Source organism: Bacillus sp. B1-WWTP-T-0.5-Post-4, from assembly GCF_009183795.1.
Lineage (GTDB): Bacteria > Bacillota > Bacilli > Bacillales > Bacillaceae_G > Bacillus_A > Bacillus_A cereus.
Map to the genome: position 1 here is coordinate 25,469 of NZ_WEIJ01000012.1, position 19,384 is coordinate 44,852.

Below are 19,384 nucleotides of genomic sequence, written 5' to 3' on the forward strand. Positions count from 1 at the left end.
GTTATCTAAGGAGGGACACACCAACATGGCGAAGCAACTGCCAGATATCGGCGATTATAAATATGGTTTCAAAGACAAAGACGTTTCGATTTTCCGTGCTGGACGCGGTTTAACAAAAGAAATCGTTGAAGAAATTTCACGTATGAAAGAAGAACCACAGTGGATGTTAGACTTCCGTTTAAAATCACTGGATAAGTTCTACGAAATGCCAATGCCACAATGGGGCGGCGACTTAAACGACTTAGATTTCGATGAAATTACGTACTACGTAAAACCATCTGAGAAATCTGAGAAGTCTTGGGATGAAGTACCTGATGAAATTAAAGCAACATTTGATAAATTAGGTATTCCAGAAGCTGAGCAAAAATATTTAGCTGGTGTATCTGCACAGTACGAATCTGAAGTTGTATACCACAACATGAAAGAAGACCTAGAAGCTCTAGGAATCGTCTTCAAAGATACAGATAGCGCATTAAAAGAGAACGAAGATATTTTCCGTGAGCATTTCGGAAAAGTAATCCCACCAACAGACAACAAATTCTCTGCATTAAACTCTGCAGTTTGGTCTGGTGGATCATTCATCTACGTTCCAAAAGGTGTTAAAGTTGATACACCACTTCAAGCGTATTTCCGTATTAACTCTGAAAATATGGGACAATTCGAGCGTACGCTTATCATCGTAGACGAAGGCGCACACGTACACTACGTAGAAGGTTGTACAGCACCTGTTTACACGACTAACTCACTTCACAGTGCGGTAGTAGAAATCATCATTAAGAAAGATGCATATTGCCGTTATACAACAATCCAAAACTGGGCGAACAACGTATACAACCTAGTTACAAAACGTGCGGTTTGTGAAGAAAACGCAACGATGGAATGGATTGACGGTAACATCGGATCTAAATTAACGATGAAATACCCAGCAGTTATCTTAAAAGGCGAAGGCGCTCGTGGTTTAACATTATCTATCGCGATTGCTGGTAAAGGCCAACACCAAGATGCTGGTGCGAAAATGATTCACTTAGCACCAAACACGTCTTCAACAATCGTTTCTAAATCGATTGCGAAGCATGGTGGTAAAGTAACTTACCGTGGTATCGTACACTTCGGACCAAAAGCGAAAAACTCTCGCTCTAACATCGAGTGTGACACGTTAATCATGGATAACCAATCTACATCTGATACAATTCCTTACAACGAAATCAAAAACGATTACGTTTCACTTGAGCACGAAGCGAAAGTATCGAAAGTATCAGAAGAACAATTATTCTACCTAATGAGCCGCGGTATTTCTGAGCAAGAAGCTACAGAAATGATCGTAATGGGCTTCATCGAGCCATTCACTCGCGAACTTCCAATGGAATACGCAGTTGAAATGAACCGCCTAATCAAGTTTGAGATGGAAGGTTCTATTGGTTAAATAGAAATGCGGAGCCGACTGTTCAGACCCGTTGGCTAAGGTTCTTTCGCACAGAAGATGCTTTTTATCTTCTCGTGCGGAAGGTTCTTAGACATGAAGGTCTAGGAGGCGAAGCTGGACAATATTTAAAAGTGGCAGCGGCTTATTCTAGCCGCTGGAACTGGATAATATATGTATGAAGAAAGCGTCCTGCTGTGCAGGGCGCTTTTTTGTTTTGCGGATTTGGCTCGGCTTGGCTCGGGAGAGGATACCCGGGTGGGTGTTCAGCTAAATATATCAACGATTTTTCAAATATATCGATCATAAACGGGAATATATCAACGATTATTTCAATATATCAACGTTTCGACAAGGAATATCGATTTGTCGACAAGATAAGACAAAAGAAAATCCTCACATACCCCAAACATTTTATAAGAACAGAGAACGACTAGGTTTAAGACAAAGATACTGACAAATCCACTTGAACAACCACCCACTGAATTCTCTATTAAACTTTTTGACAAATCCACCCCCCTCCCTCCATTATCTGGAATTCTTTCCTGCATTAGCAAAAGTTTCTCATATAAAAAGGACAATCTTTTGCTTTTTCTCACAATGCGAGTACAATGTAAAATAGCAAGAAAAGACGAAAAGTATTTACAGGATTATTGTGTGCGCATAGCGTAAATGGCAGTAAGGAACTGAGAGGAGGTTTTTTCTCTGAATACAAATAAAGAAACAATCATCCACCTTTATCATACAAACGATATACATAGTCATTTTGAAAATTGGCCGCAAATTTCTCGGTTTGTTCTAGGGGAGAAAAAGCGAAGACAGGAAGCGGGAGAGACTGTTTTGACGATTGATATCGGCGATCATGTGGATCGTTTTCATAGTATTTCGGAAGCGACAAATGGGCTTGGGAATACGAAGCTTTTAAATGAGGCGTTATATGATTATGTAACGATCGGAAATAATGAAGGAATTACGTTAGCGAAAGAGCATTTAAATCGGCTCTATGATGATGCTGGGTTTGAAGTGCTTGTCGCAAATTTATTTGAAAAAGAAGGTGTACGTCCATCATGGGCAAAGCCTTATAAATTACATACAACGACAGATGGGATTACGATTGCTTTTATCGGGTTAACTGTTGCGTATCCAGAGTTTTATCAAATGCTCGATTGGCATATTGAAGATCCGCTTATCCATTTAGAGTCTATTTTAGAAGAAGTGAGAGATGAGGCTCATATAACAGTTGTCCTTTCTCACCTTGGAAAAAGTATGGATGAGTATATGGCAGAGCATTATGATATAGATGTTATTTTAGGGGCACATACGCATCATTTATTTGAGCGTGGTGTTCTAATGAATAATACTTTACTTTGTTGCTGTGAAAAGTGGGGACGTTACGTTGGGCACGTGCAGCTTACTGTGGATAAAGAGACGAAGAAGCTGTTGAAAAAGGACGGTAGAGCGATTAAGACGGAACGGTTAGGTGCTTATAGCGAGCCGTTATCCACAATTGAAATACTGCAGGAAGAAAGTAAGCATATAATGGCAGAGCCTGTCGTTCATTTAAAAGAGTCATTACAGGTTGATTGGTTTCATGAGACGCCGTTTTCTCATATGTTAGCAAGTGCGCTGAAAACATGGTGCGGTGCAGAAATTGGCATGGTGAATGCTGGTGTACTTCTTGAAGGGTTAGAAGAGGGTGTCGTAACGCGCGGAGATATTCACAGAATTTGTCCACATCCAATTAATCCGTGTGCTTTGAAAGTTCCAGGAAAGATATTAAGAGAAGTTATTTTGAAAGCACGTAAGCCGAATATGGAGAATCTTGAGGTGAAAGGATTCGGATTTCGTGGGAAAGTGATGGGGAAAATGATTTACGCGGGTGTAGAAGTAATTCCAGATACGATTCCTGGGAATAAAATTTTACTCGAAGATGTATTAATTAACGGGGAATCGCTGGAATTAGATCGTATATATACAGTAGGAACAATTGATATGTTTACATTTGGCTACTTATACCCAGAGCTATCCACACTTTCTGACAAACAATATTATATGCCAGAACTACTTAGAGATGTGTTAACAGATATGTTAATAACTTATACATCTTCCGTTAAACTATAGGCTAGTTAACTTGTAACACTCATTTTTCTCTTGTCATACAGATAAGAAAGAGAGGAGTGTGAACTATGGTTAATGTGGAGCCAATTATAATTGATAATTATACGTTTATTGCGGTTAGCGTGAAACTTCCAAAGACAAATTTGCTAGCTGTAATGAGCGATAAAGGATATATTATGTGTGGTGCATTAGATGTAGGTCTTTTAAATGAGAAGTTAGGTGATCGAGGAATTATTGCTGGCCGTGCGGTTGGTGTAAGAACGATTGAACAACTTCTTGAAGCGCCGCTAGAATCGGTAACGACTGGAGCTGAAGCATTAGGCATTCCAGCAGGAACGATTGGAAAAGAAGCATTATTAAAAATGAGATAAGCATATATCGTCCCTCCTTCTTGCATAGAAATGATATAAGAAGGAGGTTTTTTTATGAGTATATTTCGCTCGAAAAACTCGCGGTTTCGAAGGGGACCTATTGCCTTTCGGTATATACTGCTTATGTCGTTTATTCTTTTTATTATATTACTTACGCAAGGGTTGTGGATTGTGAATAATAGTATTCAGCCGACCTTAATTAAATATGGGGAAGTAGAGACGCATAAAATGGCGACGGCAATTATGACGAAGGCAGTAAAGGATCGAATTAAGGAAGGATTCGATGTAGATTCATTAATGAAAGTACAGAATGATAAAAACGGAAAAGTATCTACAATTAATTTAAATACAAAGCAAGTAAATGAAATCGTAACGTCAACGACCACGTACATAGAAAAATATTTGCAGCAAGTAGAACAAGGGAAGTTGAAGGAGCTAGGTATTTCTGAAAAAAACGGGGCGACTATGGCAGTTCCTTTTGGGCGTGTAACTGATAATGCACTTCTTGGTAATATAGGACCGGATATTCCGATTCATTTCACGCCAATTGGGCATGTGAATACAGATATTAAACAAAAAATTGAGCCGCATGGGATTAATACTACAGCAATTCAAATTGTTATGGAAATGGAAGTAACATTGCAAGTAATTATTCCATTTCATACGAAAGAGATAACGGTGAAACAAAATGTTCCGATTGCGACGCGTATCGTTCAAGGGGAAGTGCCTACGTATTATGGAAGTGGAAGTGTTGCTGTACCTGATAAAAAGAAAACAGATAGTTAGTTGTAAATACAGTGAAACCCGGCTCAGCCAGGCTTTTAATGGATAAAAAATAACCGTAGCAATGCAGCTACGGTTATCTTTTTGTATTTGCTCGTTCTTTGCGTTCCCAAAGGCTTAAATGCATGTATGGATCGAAGGCCCATTCTGTATAGCCATTGTCTTTATATATGCCAAAATGTAAGTGGGGTGGGAATTTTCCGGCTGTACCAGGAGGTCCATAACCAGTGCTACCAACAAATCCGATTACTTTCCCTGGCTCAACAATTTGTCCAAGCTGTATTTCTTTTGAGAACCCGCCTAAATGAGCGTAATAATGGTAATTGTTATGAAGGTCGCGAATACCAATGCGCCATCCACCAAGGCGGTTCCAACCTTTCGTTTCAATAATGCCATAGCAAGTCGATCTTACTGGCACTCCATATCCGGCGAAAATATCGGTTCCTTCATGAATTCGTCTTCCGCCAAAACTTCTTCCAGCGCCGAAAGTACTACGGTAGCTATGGTCACTACGAATCGGGAGAGGAAAAGCATTTCCTTCTAAATTAATACGTCCATAATGTTTATAAATTTGGGCGTACTCGCTAATTAAATCAACTGTTTTTGCACGTCTATAATATTCCCAAAGCATAATTTTAATACGGTCTTCTGACGTTCCTTGTTTCCTTAAAATAGTCGCTGCGGTATGCAGAAGATCACGGTCGCTATTTGCATTTGCAAATCCATCTTTGTCACCATCTAAACCTATTCCGCCAAATAGAGAAATTGTATGGGGGAGAGTATCGTTACTATTAACAGGTCCAGCCCATATTTCTGGTTTGAAATAAAGGGAAATGATGGCATCTGGTTTTTTTGGAATATCTTTTCTTACGCTCCGTATATTTCTTTCATATTGATCCATTGCAGCTAAGTAATACCATGGAATGCCTGAAGACTGCTCGGTTTCTTTATATAGTGCCATGCGCTTTTCGTATATGCTTTGCTGATTATCTTCACCGTAAGCGATGTTTTGGTGGAGAAGAAAACAAATAGAAAGCAAAAGAGAAATTTTTCGAAGCATGAAATAGACTCCTTTCACAACATCACTCTTTTTAGTGTGGGATATACGGAGTATTTCATTATAGGGAACGATTGGAAAAAATCTTAGAATCTTCATTTGAGCAAATCGCTTTCATACGTTAGAATAGATATGTTACATTGAAAGAAGCGAACACGGTAAACTATTTCATATTGTGCGGAGTTGATAACCATGACAAAACAAACAGAATATAAGCGCAAGCCCGAATGGTTGAAAATTAAGTTAAACACGAATGAAAACTATACAGGCTTAAAGAAAATGATGCGTTCTAAGAATCTTCATACCGTTTGTGAAGAGGCAAAATGTCCGAATATTCATGAATGCTGGGCTGTAAGAAAAACAGCAACATTTATGATTTTAGGTGCGGTTTGTACACGTGCTTGTCGTTTTTGTGCGGTTAAAACAGGCTTACCAACTGAGCTTGATTTACAAGAACCAGAACGCGTAGCAGATTCAGTAGTACAAATGGGCTTAAAGCACGTTGTTATAACAGCGGTTGCACGTGATGATTTAAAGGACGGGGGAGCAGCTGTTTTTGCTGAAACAGTACGCGCAGTACGTCGTAAAAACCCATTCACGTCTATCGAAGTATTACCATCTGATATGGGTGGAGTAGAAGAAAACTTAAAAATGTTAATGGATGCAAAACCAGATATTTTAAACCATAACATTGAAACAGTACGTCGATTATCTGACCGAGTTCGCGCTAGAGCAAAATATGAACGTTCATTAGAGTTTTTACGTCGAGCGAAAGAAATGCAGCCTGATATTCCAACTAAATCGAGCATTATGGTGGGCTTAGGTGAAACGAGAGAAGATTTAATTGAAGCAATGGATGACTTACGTGCAAACAATGTGGATATTTTAACTCTTGGGCAATACCTACAACCATCTAAGAAGCATTTACCAGTTCTTAAATATTACCCACCAGCAGAATTTGCAGAGCTTAAAGAAATTGCACTTAGCAAAGGATTTAGCCACTGTGAAGCTGGCCCACTTGTGCGTTCTTCTTACCATGCGGACGAGCAAGTACGTTCTGCAAAAGAAAAAACAGCAGAAGCTAAATAATGAAAAAAAGAGAGCTAATGATTAGCTCTCTTTTTGTTTGTACTCTAAAACGGTATTTGGACATGTTAATAAAATCTTTTTTAATTCTTCTGTGGATAATTCAATTGTAAATTCAGGAACACCAGGTGTAATTAAAATTTTATCGTACGTATAAATAGCGTTATCCACAATAATTGTTACATCGTGTGAATATCCGAAAGGAGCCACACATCCCGGCGTACAACCAGTTTTGTCTCGCAGTTCATCAGGAGAACAGAGAGATAAGCGTTCTCCTGATAGTTCTTTCATCTCGCCCCGGTTGAGCCTTGTGCCCTCTAACGTAAAAAATACGTAATAATCTCCAGACTTTGATTTTAAAAATAAGCTTTTACTTGGAGTGCCTTGTAAGCCAAGTCTCTCACGTACGATCCGATCGGTCTCATAATCGAGTACTGGTTCGTGTTCGAATTTTTCATAAGAAACATTTGTTTTATGTAGTAAAGCAAGTACGTCTTCGTACATATGAAATGATACCCCTTTCTATTGTTAGAACAGTCTCTTCTCGTGGCGTCAACTGAATGTTTTGGAAAGGGATATTACTTGGACGATGCTTCCCATAAGCGTTTTATGATACATTGTTCGTCGATTGTAATTTCGTAAATATCAGGATTCGTTAAAGTTCTCCATTCATTAAAGCCAATCGTATGATCAAAATGCTTTAAAATGAGTGTAAGTAAATTGCCATGTGTAACAAGTAGTGTTGTCGTATGGTTTAATTGTAAAACGTCTTGAATAAGCGATAGGGCCCGGTCTGTTGCTTGTTTTGTTGACTCTCCGCCTGAAAAGGCAATATCTATATTTGTAAAAGTAGATTCTAGTTTTTGCATCCAATCATCCATTGGAATGTTGCTCAATATGCGTTCAGTTAATCGTTCATCTTCTTGGATAGATAAGTTAGCTTGGAGCGCATAGGGCCGAATGGAATCGATAGCTCGGACAAATGGGCTTGAAATAATATGATCGATTTGTAGATGATTTTCTAAGAGGAATGTAGCAAGGGTGTTAGCTTGGTCTTTTCCATCGGTCGTTAATTCATCATCACGTTTTTGCCCAATTGCTGAACAATGTCGTATTACAATAATTTTCTTCATAATTCATCCCCATCTTTCAAGTTGACGCTATATACTTCGACAAATGTAGAAATAATTCCTTTTTATTGGAAACAGCATATTGATTTAAATATGTGGAAAAGTAATGTGGATAATGAACATTTGAGGTGCAATGATGAAAAAAATGATATGTATCGTATTCATTATTTGTTTTCTTGCGCAATTGTCCACAACATATGCAGAATCCAACCGAAAACTAAATTATCCAAGCAATCAAAATAAGTCATTTGTGAGTGAGGATTTTTTTTATAAACAGTTAGATAAGAAAATCTATAAAGAGTACAAAAATGCAGCATATAGTGTTCGTAAAAAAATTTCATTTAAAGAAGTGGCTGATGAGGAATTTTCTTTCCTGCAAAAAACAGCTGTCGGTTGTCGAAGTAGAGTGGTGCTTCAAGATTTTTTTGTTCACCCTGATCGCCAAGTTTATTTTTTCGCTTCTTTTACTCAAAATGAAGTAGAAGAGTTCCATAAGTACATCGTTATAGATGCAGAAACAAAGAGGGAGCTGCAAGAAGGAAAAAGCTATCACCATTGCGACAATCCATAAAAAATAACCCACCAATCGGTGGGTTATTTTTTACTCCGGCACACTCATTAATTTCGCTTTCATCTTGCGAATAAGAACGACAGCCCCAATTGTGAAGAGAAGGGTAATTCCTTCGGCAACAAAGATATTGATTGTTTTTGTTTGGTAAAGTGCCGCGAAAAAGTCTACAAATGCGTGGAATAGTATAGCGTATACTAGGAAGATATATTTCTTCTGTTTGACTGCGTATAAAACAAGCATTGTAAAGGCGATTTGAAGCACGAGTGCCATAATTCTTTCTAAGCTACCAAGGAAGTATAAGTAGGCAGGTTGCTGAATTAACATGTCCTGTAAAATGCTAAGCTCGGGTTTTTGTTCAATCAGTCGAGCGAAGCTACCATCGTTAATAGAATTAGCAAAGATTAATGCTTGTAATGCAGAAAAACCGCCAATTAAAATAGATTCAATTCCGCCGTGACCAATTCCATAAGCGAAGCCATCTTTATATTCTAGATATTTTTTTAGTAAGAAGAAGAAGGCAACGAAGCGTCCTAATTCTTCAAAAATACCAGCAGTCAATCCGCCATAAATTGCGAAGACAAACGGATTTTCTAAAAATGGAGCGATTGTTGGATTACCGCGCATAAATAGGTGGAATGGTGTTTCAAGAATTTGGGTGAATCCGATAAAGATAAGAACACCAACGCCGACCACTTTCCAATTCATATTATATTTTTTACGGAAATAAACGAGTACGATAATTGGGACCAGAATCGAGACAATAAGTTGAAAAATGATGCTGGCAATTACAGTATTTGAAACCATACTTTCACCGCTTTCTAATATATGTACATATCTATTATGCATGAAATATGGGAGAGATGAAACTTTTAGAAAGAAAATGAATTTACTTATTGACTCTAACGTTGCGTCATACTTTATCGTATGTACTAAGGGGGAGATACAAATGACAATGAGAGTAAAAGAAGTAGCTGATTTAGTTGGAATTAGTGTGCGCACACTGCATCATTACGATGAAATTGGGTTGTTAACCCCAGACGAGACGACAGAGTCTGGATATCGTCTGTATTCCAATGAAAATTTAGAGACATTGCAGCAAATTTTGTTTTTTAAAGAGCTTGGCTTCCCTTTGAAGAAAATTAAAGAGATTATCATGAGTCCATCATTTGATCGTGAAGAGGCACTACAGCTTCATAAGAAAATGCTTCTTGAAAAGCGTGCCAGATTAGATAAGGTGATTGCGACGATTGATAAAACAATTCAGCATACAAAAGGAGAGATTGAAATGACGAATAAAGAGAAATTTGAAGGATTCGATTTCAGCCATAACCCATATGAAGAAGAAGCACGTGAAAAATGGGGAGATGCAGCTGTAGATAAAGCGAACGAATATGCAAAAGGTATGTCAAAAGAGAACCAAGAAGAGTTTAATACTATTTATAGAAATTTAGCAACGCTTAGACACGATGCACCAGATTCTAAAGAGGCGCAGGCAGCTATTAAAGTATGGTACGATTACTTGCAAAACTTCGGTGAATATTCATTAGATGCTTTTAAAGGACTCGGTCAAATGTACGTCGCTGATGAGCGCTTTACGAAAAATATCGATAAGTTTGGTGAGGGGTTAGCGCAGTTTATGTGTGATGCGATGGAGGTTTATGCGGATCGTAATAAAAAATAAAAAGTAAAACAGATGGAGATTTTCTCCACCTGTTTTACTTTTTAATCATATCATTCAAAGTCTGATCTCCCGTATTGTTCAAATGAGGATTTTTACTCATTTCTCGTTTTAACATATCGAGGCTTTGTGTATATTCTGTATCATTTAATGCGCCAGATTGAAGCCCTTGAATTTGAGAAATCAACTTTTGGTCTGTTGATACATATGCTTTATAATAGCGAGGAACGATGGACAAAGCAGCTCTATATACTTGATCCGCTACGAGTTTTGGATCCGTTGTGTTTGCACGGTATACAACGAACACTTCATCATCAGTAACGAGTGTAGCAGCGTTTGTAACGTCAGGAAGTTTGACTGTCATGCTTGTAATCATTTCAGCGACCTTCTCGCGATTAATGGCCCCTACTTGTTTGTTAGATACTTCATGCTTTTGTTTAGAAGAATAACCGACTCTTGTGAGTCTTGTATTTGTATTTTCCGTATGATACATGTCGTTTTTATTGGAAACAAGAACACGGCTTCCTTCTTCACGTTCCATTTCAGCTTTGTTCGCTGATTGGCAGCCTGCAAATAAGGAAAGAGTGAGAAGGGAAAGTAAAATTTGTTTTTTCACGATGTATCACCTCCTTCTCCATAGCATGTACTAATTTGCAATTTTTTGTATTTGAAATTGTTGGTTGTTATGCTTTGTGATACGATAAAAAGAAGAATGCTTAGAGAGGAAGTTAATGATGGAGCAAAAGCAAGAGATTCATGCTACGGTGAGCATTAATAATGTTCAGTACGAAGTAATTAAAAACTTTCGTGACGGTTTTAGTGAAGAAGCATTTAAAGAGCGCTATGCAGAAATTTTAAATAAATATGATTACATCGTTGGGGACTGGGGATATGAGCAACTTAGATTGCGCGGATTCTTTGATGATAGTAACCAACGTGCGACATATGATACGAAAATTAGTACGTTAACGGAGTATTTATACGAGTACTGTAACTTCGGTTGCGCACATTTTGTATTACGAAAAGTGAAGAAATAAAAAAATCCTCTTACAATTGTAAGAGGATTTTTTCATAGCAGTTATACCAATTGTGAGGAGGCTGTTTACTTGAAAAGTAAACAGCACCTCGGCAAATATAATGATTCTTTTCATACAAACGTAATGAGACAGGATTGCCAGTGAAAGCATCTAATCGTATGCCGGTATAGTTTTTTCGTTTCGCTTCACTTTCCCAAAAGGATAAAAGTACTTTGCTATATCCTTTTCCTTGGGCGAAAGGATGGATGACGAAAGAATGGACGATAAGAAAGCGACCGTGTGTTTCTGACCAATCAATTAGCTCATATTCTGGAGATTGCCACTCATTCAACACAACAGCACCAACGAGCGAATCATGCTCAAATAGGCAGTAGAGTTCACCTTGTTCTAAGTGATAGGCAATATGTTCTCGAGTCGGATATGAATCATCCCATTGATAAATTTTCTTTTGTAAGAGCGCTTTTTTACATTCTGTATACATTGCATCTAATTCGTCTAATAAATTCATCGTACCTTTTCTCACATTTAGCATGAGACTCCCCCTTATAAACAAATTGAAATAGAATCGCCTTCAGAAAGTATTGTATTTGGCTTCATTTGTTGTCCGTTCAATTGAATATCCCCATTTTTAATTTTATCCACAATGCGTGTACGGCTCCAGTCGGAAATATATGTGGATAAGGCTTTATCGATGCGGTGGGAACCGAAAACGATATCTAATACGATCGTGATTTCGGTTATGCCGCTTTCTTGATGTTGCGTAATGGAAATGGTAGTAGTTGTTTCTGGCTGATCCTGCTGCGTCATATCGACTGTTTCAACGTGATCAGTAAATGCTTTATAAATACGAAGTTTTTGATTCCACGTATGGTCTTTCGGACATTTATAAATGGCAAAGCGGTATATGTTTTTTCCGTTGGCGTTATGCCTACGAATATTTGTATCGGTAAATAGGGTAGTACGTCTGCAATTTTTACAATATTTTTCGATTGTGTTTTGCTCGTTTTCATATAAACTCCAAGAAAGTTGTACTTTCTGCATTTTCCTTCACCTCTTATAGTAGTGGTAAAGGAACGTAATACAGCTATTTGGATGTCTTGTAGTATGAAGGCATGAGAAAAAGACAAAAATAAAAGGAGGTTCCCCAAAGAGGAACCTCCGTAAACATCATACTACAGATGCAATACGTTCCTTTGTAATGGGAATGGGCAGACTACTCCCTTGAAAAAGCACGGTGCTTTTTTGAGAGTAATGCTATCCAATTGCTGGTCCATTACAAAGTAGTTGTTGGCATACGTAGATAACGTCCTTTCTATCCAAATAGATTTATTCTTCATTATAACACAAAAGATTGAAAATTCAAAACTCTGTTAATGAAAAAACACCAGCTAAAATAGCTGGTGCATACGATAAATTATATAAGTTCAAATAAAAATGAGCGTAATTCTTCTGCAATTTCTTCAGTCATAGAAAATGCATGCTCTAAGTAGCCTGGTTCGTTTAAATCGTCAGCACCGATGATTGCAAATTTATTGCGTTGCATATCAAGGACAATTGTTTTACCGTAATGACGATCGGAGTATAATAGCGCTAAATCGTGACGCTCATTTTCTCCCATAAAGCTAACGAAACGAGTTTTTGTAGCGACAGTATCGTCGTACAGAAAGAAACGTTCTTCCATACACATGGCTCCTTTATTAAATATCTAAGTTTAAGTGTGGTTTATGATCTAAATGGTGATGTGTTTTAATGAATCGTACTGTTCTTGTTTTGTAACGCATTACGATAGAGTATGTTTCAGCTAAGTCTCCGCCAAGGAATTTAACACCGTCTAATAACTCACCAGCAGATACACCAGTTGCTGAGAAGATTGCATCATCCCCAGATACTAAGTCATCTAACATAAGAAGTTGACGAGGATCTTCTAATCCCATTTCACGACAACGAGCTTCTTCTTCTTCGTTCATTGGAACTAAGCGAGCTTGCATTTCACCTTCAAGGCACTTTAATGCTGCTGCAGAAATAACACCTTCTGGAGCTCCGCCAATACCTACGAATAAGTCGATACCCGTTCCAGGTAGTGCTGTTGCGATTGACGCACCAACATCACCGTCACCAAATAATTTTACGCGTGCACCTTTTGCACGAACACGGTCAATAATATCTTGATGACGTTCACGTTCTTGAACGATAACTGTTAGATCGCGAATCTTTTTATTGTTAGCTTCTGCTACAATTTCAATTGTTTTTTCAATTGGATCATCTAAGCTAATTTTACCAGCTGCTTTTGGACCAACCGCGATTTTTTCCATGTACATATCAGGAGCATGAAGAAGGTTCCCTTTGTCTGCGATTGCAATAACTGCCATTGCATTTGCAAGACCTTTTGCAACGATGTTTGTACCTTCTAATGGATCAACGGCGATGTCTACTTCTGGACCGTTACCTGTTCCTAGTTCTTCACCAATATACAACATCGGTGCTTCATCAAGTTCTCCTTCACCAATTACAACTGTACCTGCCATGTTTACTGAATCGAACATATCACGCATTGCTGTAGTTGCTGCATCATCTGCTTCATTTTTCTTTCCGCGGCCCATCCACTGTGCGGATGCTAAGGCTGCTGCTTCTGTTACACGGACAATTTCTAGTGCGAGTTCACGTTCCAAGATTCCATTCCTCCAATTTCAAAAATCATACAAATATAACTATAACAAATAACGGAGAAAAGGTGAATTCGAAAAATTGTCGATTTTTTCAGAAGAAAGCGTTACAATTAAAATGTAAATGCTTTAATTTCCAGGTAGGTGACATTCATGTATTTTGTAGACAGAAAGAAAATAGAACAAATGCTAGTATGTTTAGAACGAGCAACAAGTACATTTCAAGAGAAAAAGATATATGAAACCGAGTTTGAATTTTACGCATTAGAGCGCATAGCCCATCTTATTATTGATACTGTATTAGATGTAGGAAATGCGATGATTGATGGATTTATTATGCGCGATCCAGGAAGCTATGAAGATATTATTGATATTTTAATGGACGAGCGAGTGATAAGTGAAGAAGATGGACAAGGGATGAAAGAAATTATCCTTCTTCGAAAAATGCTTACGCAAGACTATATTCAAATGAATCATGATGAATTATATAAGACGATTCAAAAACATATTGCAGTGGTAGAGAAATACCCAGCAAATATTCGCAGTTATTTAGAAAAGGAATTAGGACCTGTATCTGCATTTGTACCAGAATAATTATGCTTATAAGATCCCCAGAGAATGCCTTTTGGGGATCTTATATTGTATGTGAGAAAGAAAAGGGAGAAGGGTGAAGTATGGGGGAAGCACGTACTACGAAAGACGAGATTGTACAATTGTTGAAAGTAAAGGGAGAGCACACGGTAGCGGAACTAGCTGACGTTTTAGAGATTACAGAAATGGCGATTCGAAGACATTTAAGTAATCTTGAGAAAGACGGACTCATTTATTCTAAGATGGTAAGGCAACATGTCGGAAGACCAACTTATTTGTATGGATTAAGCGAAAAGGGAGAAGATACATTCCCGAAAGAGTATAAGCAATTTGCGATTGATATGCTAGAAGATTTAGCTCGAATGGGGGATGAAAAAATACTTCGTTACGTTTTAAAAGAGAGAACGAAGCGAATGGAAGAACAGTTACAAAAGAGAGTGAGTAATCAAAAGAATTTAGCATATAAAGTGCAAGAGATAGCAGCTATGCAAGAGAAAAATGGTTATATGGTTCAAATAAAGAGAGATGGAGAGAAATCTTTCGTAATTGAAAAACAAAACTGTCCGTTAAAGGAAATTGCCGAGAGATTCCCGCAAGTGTGTGCAGATGAAAAAGAAATGTATAAGCGTTTATTTACGAACGCAGAAGTGAAAACGCTAGCAAATATGTGCGAGGGCGATTGTAGTTGTTCTTACCAAATAAAAGAGAAAAAATGAACGTTATGGGGCGCTTTAAGGTAAAGCGTTTTTTTCTTTTGGAAAAGCGGGTAATATAAGAGTGGTATGATAAGGTGAGAACGTTAGCATAGAAGGAGAGACATAATCGATGTATAAAGGTTACTTAATTGACTTAGACGGTACGATGTATCGCGGAGAAGAACAAATTGAAGAAGCAAGCGACTTCGTAAAAGCATTAGGAGAGCGCGGCATTCCATATTTATTCGTTACGAATAACTCAACTCGCAAACCGGAACAGGTGGCAGAAAAGCTTGTTCGTTTCGATATTCCAGCGAAAGCAGAGCAAGTATTCACAACGAGTATGGCGACTGCGAACTTCATTTATGAACGTAAACAAGACGCAACTGTATATATGATTGGTGAAGAAGGCTTACACGATGCACTTGTGGAAAAAGGATTTGAACTTGTGGATGAAAATCCTGATTTCGTTGTTGTGGGTTTAGATCGTGACATCACATATGAAAAATTAGCAAAAGCGTGTCTTGCTGTGCGTAATGGCGCGACGTTTATTTCTACAAATGGGGATATTGCCATTCCAACTGAGCGAGGATTATTACCAGGTAACGGCTCATTAACATCAGTTGTAGCAGTATCAACAGGTGTGGATCCAATCTTTATCGGAAAACCAGAATCAATCATTATGGAACAAGCTTTGAAAGTGCTTGGCATAGAAAAAAATGAAGCATTAATGGTTGGGGATAACTACGATACAGACATTTTAGCAGGAATAAATGCTGGTATGCATACCCTTCTTGTCCACACTGGAGTCACAACTGTGGAGAAGTTAACAGAATATGAAGTACAACCAACGCAAGTTGTGCATAACTTGACGGAGTGGATTGAGAAGATGTAATGAAGAAAGCTGTTCCAAACTTTGGAACAGCTTTTTTTCTGATATTTGCTGGCAGCCCGATTGGTGTGGGCTAACATTCAGTTGTGACTAGTGTTGATTTTTATCGGTAAGTCGATATATTTGAAAAATCGCCGATATAATCTGAGTTGCGCCGATATATTTAGAAAATCGCTGATATAATCTGAGTTGCGCTGATATATTTAGAAAATCGCTGATATAATTTTATTAGAACGCACGATTCACAACGTCTTTAACCTCTTCAAGATATTGTTTACGCACACTGTCATCCACAGAAGGAACACTTGTATAGAATGTATGCTCAATTGTTTCAATGCCTGTAAATTCAAAAATACCAACATCCGCTGTTTTTTTCATTGCATCAAACATGCCGCCTGCTGTGTATGCTTCTTTCGTATTGCCCATTGTAGATAATAACAATCCTTTTTTACCGCTTAATAACTTTTTAATGCCGTTTTCACCGTAAGCATAAGCAAATCCATGGCTAAATACACGGTCAACGTATCCTTTTAAAATAGCAGGAAGTCCCGCCCACCACACTGGATAAATGAATGTAATGCTGTCAGCCCAAGAGATATGTTCTTGTTCTTCTTTAATATCTTCTGGTGTATTTCCTTGAGAAAATGAGATGAAATCGGAAGCGCCTAATACTGGATTAAAGTTTAATTCGTATAGATCGCGAACGCGTACTTCGTGACCTTTTCCTTCTAATTCACTTTTTACCGTTTCTAAAATCGCATGGTTGAAGCTTTCTGTATTCGGGTGTGCATAAACGATTACATGTTTCATTTTTCTTCCTCCTATTTGTGGATATGTGAATAGCTATTTGTATTTCTGTAACTATTATGGTTACTGCCTTTGTAGAAGTCAAGTAATACATATGTATGTATAAAAAGACGCTCGAAAATCGCCTTTTTATACCCCGCTCATACAAAGTACAAAGAAGACGAATAAAATGATAACAATACCAATGCCAAAGTTAAATACGAGAGTACTATCCATATATGTAGCCTCCTTGTTTGAAAGTAAAAAGCACTCTAGTTAAGAGTGCTTTTTTATTTTGAATCTATTTTATAACTTTTAGAAAGTGATTCATGCGTGTCATGATTTACATTATTTTATGTATTTATACTTTGAAATGAGTAAGTCCTTGTTGGATATAGAAAAAAAGACACTCGTTGGAGTGTCTTTTAAGATGACAAAATGTGCCAATTGCTTGAGGTTGATAAGACGCTAATTTCCGTTTTAACGCCTTTTCTCTAATCAAGAAGTGTAGCAACAGCGATTCAAATAAATTGTACCATCTGTTTAATAGCTGTGCGTATGCAATTGTGCATATGATGATCATGAGGTAGGTAATGAACTGTGAATAATTTGAAGTGATTTATTTACGATTTCTTCTGCGGCATATATGCCGATTGCGTCTGTTTTTAAAATATGGGGTTGTAAGCTATCATGCATTGCCCCTAACTCACCATGAAGTGGTGCGAAGGCATGGTTCGCCTTTTCAAGCATGCATAAATCAAGTAAAGAATCCCCAGCTGTAATAATCGTATCTATTTGCAAAATTTCTTTTATATATTGCACGGCGTCCCATTTATTAATTGGTTTTGGTACAAAGTATAGCTTTCTACCTTGAAGTGAATGATTCCAGCCTTGTTTGTCTAACCAGGAAGTGAAGGATGATAATTCATCATAAGGAATGTTCTCCCGTTTAATAATGCAATAATGGAATAGATCATCAGCTGTTTTTTGCGATATAACCCAATCTTTATGAGCTATTTGTCCAAATTCCTTTAGTATGTCGTTTCTCTCTATACATTCAACCGATAGTCTTTCTTTTACTGTCCTGTTCCAAGTCCCATCTTGTTTCCCATTATGAAGGATATTGCCGCCGTTACTTGTAATGGCGTATTCGGGAATGATTTCGTTTTGGAATAAAGCAATACGCTGAAACTGCTTAATAGTTCTTGTTGTAACTGGGATGAAATGTGAGTGCAGTTGTAATTTTTTTAGTAGTGAAATGGTTTTATGTGATATGAAAGAAATTTCTTTCCCATCTAAAGTTTCAATGAGTTGAATTGATTCATCTTCTATAGGGGCACGAAACGATTTCCGGGAATAAATAAGCGTCTGATCAAGATCACTGGCGAAAATCATATTGTTTCCTTCCTAAGAGGCTTAATGAGCCCGCAACATGAATAAGCCATATTCTCATAGATTTCAATTGGGACATTCTTTTCTTTAGCGAGAAGTAAAATATGCTTTAAATCGGGATTGTTTTGCTTACGTATTAAAATTTTCCACGGTATTCTCCGGAGTAATACACGAGTTGTTTCACCGACTCCTGGTTTAATTAAGTTAATATCGTCAATTTCAAAGTGATTTTGGATAGACTGTATATCTTTTAATCCTTGCCAAGAGGGATCAGTGTAAGTTGAAGTAATATAACGTAATTGATTATCTATATGAGAATGAACAGAAGGGAATAACTCTGTTACCTCATCAACGAAGAAATTTGATAAGTCTTCTTGTTCTAGCTCTTTATAATATTTAACACCATGAAAATCATTTGGACCGATATAGGTGTCATTTAGTACAGTGCGGCTAATTAGTCCAGAGACTGTTGCATTTAAGCAAGCGCTAGGAATAAGAAAATCTTCACGTGTACCGTAAATTGAAGTACAGTAACCAGGATCAGCAAGCACAGCCATACAATGAGAAATGTGTGTATTATTTCGTTCGTTAAATGTGTGTACTGCATATTCTAATTCTTTTTTTATTGCACCTTTTCCAGTCCACCCATCAATGAATTGAATTGTTTCTTTAGGGTGATGTTCCAAAATATAATGGAGTGCATTTTCATCAATACCGCGTCCGCGAACAATAGAAATACAATAGTGAGGTACATCAAGGTTGTATTGATAGCGTATGTAGCGTTTGATAAGAATGCCAATAGGTGTACCAGCACGAGCTAATGAAACGAAGACAAGGTTAGTTCCTTTAGTTTGTATAATCTGTTCGGCGACAACTCCAACAGCGATGGCTAGTTTGTGTTTATATTGTTGCAGGGAAGAAAAGAATAAATCCATATACGCTTTAGATGGTTTATATTCCATTGGTAACATTTCGGAATAATGTGTGCCAGCTTGAATTGATTGTTCTCTAGTTTCCGTGGAACTTTCTTTCATTAAATCACTAATATCTTTTAATAGAAAAATAGCATCATTTGGATTGTAACTACTAATATGAGAATTTACTTTTACCATAA

The 19,384-nt window shown here is 37.6% G+C and carries 23 protein-coding genes; 11 read left to right on the plus strand and 12 right to left on the minus strand.

All coding sequences use genetic code 11. The features are described from left to right. Positions 1-25 precede the first annotated feature (25 nt). The 4 genes from sufB to yunB all read left to right on the plus strand — a co-directional run bounded on the left by sufB (position 26) and on the right by yunB (position 4,695). Positions 26-1,423, plus strand: a complete 1,398-nt coding sequence (sufB, locus tag GBN91_RS24705) for a Fe-S cluster assembly protein SufB (RefSeq protein ID WP_001118827.1) — start codon at positions 26-28, stop codon at positions 1,421-1,423. A gap of 726 nt (positions 1,424-2,149) precedes the next feature. Next, positions 2,150-3,541, plus strand: a complete 1,392-nt coding sequence (locus GBN91_RS24715) for a bifunctional metallophosphatase/5'-nucleotidase (protein WP_080348338.1) — start codon at positions 2,150-2,152, stop codon at positions 3,539-3,541. 65 nt (positions 3,542-3,606) lie between these two features. Continuing rightward, complete coding sequence (locus GBN91_RS24720) at positions 3,607-3,909, plus strand: YunC family protein (protein ID WP_000248466.1); 303 nt, start codon at positions 3,607-3,609, stop codon at positions 3,907-3,909. 54 nt (positions 3,910-3,963) lie between these two features. After that, positions 3,964-4,695, plus strand: a complete 732-nt coding sequence (gene yunB, locus GBN91_RS24725) for a sporulation protein YunB (RefSeq protein WP_152122575.1) — start codon at positions 3,964-3,966, stop codon at positions 4,693-4,695. Between the two features lie 73 nt (positions 4,696-4,768). On the opposite strand, the gene GBN91_RS24730 is transcribed toward yunB, so the two are convergent. Further along, positions 4,769-5,752: a M23 family metallopeptidase gene (locus tag GBN91_RS24730; RefSeq protein ID WP_000944681.1), complete on the minus strand. Its 984-nt coding sequence runs from the start codon at positions 5,750-5,752 to the stop codon at positions 4,769-4,771. Between the two features lie 189 nt (positions 5,753-5,941). On the opposite strand from GBN91_RS24730, the gene lipA reads away from it, so the two are divergent. After that, the gene (lipA, locus tag GBN91_RS24735) at positions 5,942-6,838 is read left to right on the plus strand and encodes a lipoyl synthase (RefSeq protein ID WP_000166372.1); all 897 of its coding nucleotides are present in this window, start codon (positions 5,942-5,944) and stop codon (positions 6,836-6,838) included. Between the two features lie 21 nt (positions 6,839-6,859). Here lipA and GBN91_RS24740 read toward each other — a convergent pair whose 3' ends face one another. Both GBN91_RS24740 and GBN91_RS24745 read right to left on the minus strand, forming a co-directional pair. Beyond that, positions 6,860-7,339, minus strand: a complete 480-nt coding sequence (locus GBN91_RS24740; protein ID WP_000272746.1) for a YbaK/EbsC family protein — start codon at positions 7,337-7,339, stop codon at positions 6,860-6,862. A gap of 74 nt (positions 7,340-7,413) precedes the next feature. Further along, positions 7,414-7,968: a histidine phosphatase family protein gene (locus GBN91_RS24745; RefSeq protein ID WP_000721022.1), complete on the minus strand. Its 555-nt coding sequence runs from the start codon at positions 7,966-7,968 to the stop codon at positions 7,414-7,416. A gap of 133 nt (positions 7,969-8,101) precedes the next feature. Here GBN91_RS24745 and GBN91_RS24750 point away from each other — a divergent pair, with 133 nt between their 5' ends. After that, a complete protein-coding gene (locus GBN91_RS24750) occupies positions 8,102-8,536 on the plus strand; it encodes a hypothetical protein (RefSeq protein ID WP_152122577.1) in 435 nt (144 codons plus the stop codon). A 30-nt stretch (positions 8,537-8,566) separates the two neighbouring features. On the opposite strand, the gene GBN91_RS24755 is transcribed toward GBN91_RS24750, so the two are convergent. Then, positions 8,567-9,382 (minus strand): YhfC family intramembrane metalloprotease, encoded by an 816-nt coding sequence (locus GBN91_RS24755; protein ID WP_002164635.1) that lies wholly within the window; start codon positions 9,380-9,382, stop codon positions 8,567-8,569. A gap of 100 nt (positions 9,383-9,482) precedes the next feature. Between GBN91_RS24755 and GBN91_RS24760 the strand changes: the two genes are divergently transcribed. Continuing rightward, positions 9,483-10,217, plus strand: a complete 735-nt coding sequence (locus GBN91_RS24760) for a MerR family transcriptional regulator (RefSeq protein WP_006918851.1) — start codon at positions 9,483-9,485, stop codon at positions 10,215-10,217. 34 nt (positions 10,218-10,251) lie between these two features. Here GBN91_RS24760 and GBN91_RS24765 read toward each other — a convergent pair whose 3' ends face one another. Further along, on the minus strand, positions 10,252-10,830 hold the full coding sequence (locus GBN91_RS24765) for a YhcN/YlaJ family sporulation lipoprotein (protein ID WP_000744132.1): 579 nt from the start codon (positions 10,828-10,830) through the stop codon (positions 10,252-10,254). 118 nt (positions 10,831-10,948) lie between these two features. On the opposite strand from GBN91_RS24765, the gene GBN91_RS24770 reads away from it, so the two are divergent. Continuing rightward, the gene (locus GBN91_RS24770; protein ID WP_000435943.1) at positions 10,949-11,251 is read left to right on the plus strand and encodes a YutD family protein; all 303 of its coding nucleotides are present in this window, start codon (positions 10,949-10,951) and stop codon (positions 11,249-11,251) included. A gap of 10 nt (positions 11,252-11,261) precedes the next feature. On the opposite strand, the gene GBN91_RS24775 is transcribed toward GBN91_RS24770, so the two are convergent. The 4 genes from GBN91_RS24775 to glpX form a co-directional block, all read right to left on the minus strand. After that, positions 11,262-11,783 carry a GNAT family N-acetyltransferase gene (locus tag GBN91_RS24775; protein WP_152122579.1) on the minus strand — a complete coding sequence of 174 codons (522 nt, stop codon included), beginning with the start codon at positions 11,781-11,783 and terminating at the stop codon, positions 11,262-11,264. 11 nt (positions 11,784-11,794) lie between these two features. Beyond that, positions 11,795-12,292: a cytoplasmic protein gene (locus GBN91_RS24780; RefSeq protein WP_086385640.1), complete on the minus strand. Its 498-nt coding sequence runs from the start codon at positions 12,290-12,292 to the stop codon at positions 11,795-11,797. Between the two features lie 373 nt (positions 12,293-12,665). Beyond that, a complete protein-coding gene (locus GBN91_RS24790) occupies positions 12,666-12,932 on the minus strand; it encodes a DUF3055 domain-containing protein (protein WP_000392606.1) in 267 nt (88 codons plus the stop codon). A gap of 16 nt (positions 12,933-12,948) precedes the next feature. Continuing rightward, on the minus strand, positions 12,949-13,920 hold the full coding sequence (glpX, locus tag GBN91_RS24795; RefSeq protein ID WP_000439090.1) for a class II fructose-bisphosphatase: 972 nt from the start codon (positions 13,918-13,920) through the stop codon (positions 12,949-12,951). Between the two features lie 147 nt (positions 13,921-14,067). Between glpX and GBN91_RS24800 the strand changes: the two genes are divergently transcribed. From GBN91_RS24800 to GBN91_RS24810, 3 genes are all read left to right on the plus strand, one after another. Further along, positions 14,068-14,508: a DUF86 domain-containing protein gene (locus GBN91_RS24800; RefSeq protein WP_000274010.1), complete on the plus strand. Its 441-nt coding sequence runs from the start codon at positions 14,068-14,070 to the stop codon at positions 14,506-14,508. A gap of 80 nt (positions 14,509-14,588) precedes the next feature. Then, positions 14,589-15,221 (plus strand): helix-turn-helix transcriptional regulator, encoded by a 633-nt coding sequence (locus GBN91_RS24805; protein WP_144597239.1) that lies wholly within the window; start codon positions 14,589-14,591, stop codon positions 15,219-15,221. Between the two features lie 109 nt (positions 15,222-15,330). Beyond that, the gene (locus tag GBN91_RS24810; protein WP_000276467.1) at positions 15,331-16,095 is read left to right on the plus strand and encodes a TIGR01457 family HAD-type hydrolase; all 765 of its coding nucleotides are present in this window, start codon (positions 15,331-15,333) and stop codon (positions 16,093-16,095) included. Positions 16,096-16,320: 225 nt separating this feature from the next. Here the strand turns inward: GBN91_RS24810 and GBN91_RS24815 are convergent, their stop codons facing one another. The 3 genes from GBN91_RS24815 to GBN91_RS24825 form a co-directional block, all read right to left on the minus strand. Continuing rightward, positions 16,321-16,902, minus strand: a complete 582-nt coding sequence (locus tag GBN91_RS24815; protein WP_017674508.1) for an NAD(P)H-dependent oxidoreductase — start codon at positions 16,900-16,902, stop codon at positions 16,321-16,323. Between the two features lie 555 nt (positions 16,903-17,457). Then, the gene (locus GBN91_RS24820; protein WP_049107544.1) at positions 17,458-18,273 is read right to left on the minus strand and encodes an HAD family hydrolase; all 816 of its coding nucleotides are present in this window, start codon (positions 18,271-18,273) and stop codon (positions 17,458-17,460) included. Continuing rightward, positions 18,270-19,382, minus strand: coding sequence for a cysteine protease StiP family protein (locus GBN91_RS24825; protein ID WP_152122581.1), 1,113 nt, complete (start codon positions 19,380-19,382; stop codon positions 18,270-18,272). Before GBN91_RS24825 ends, GBN91_RS24820 begins: the two co-directional genes overlap by 4 nt. Positions 19,383-19,384: the final 2 nt, after the last annotated feature.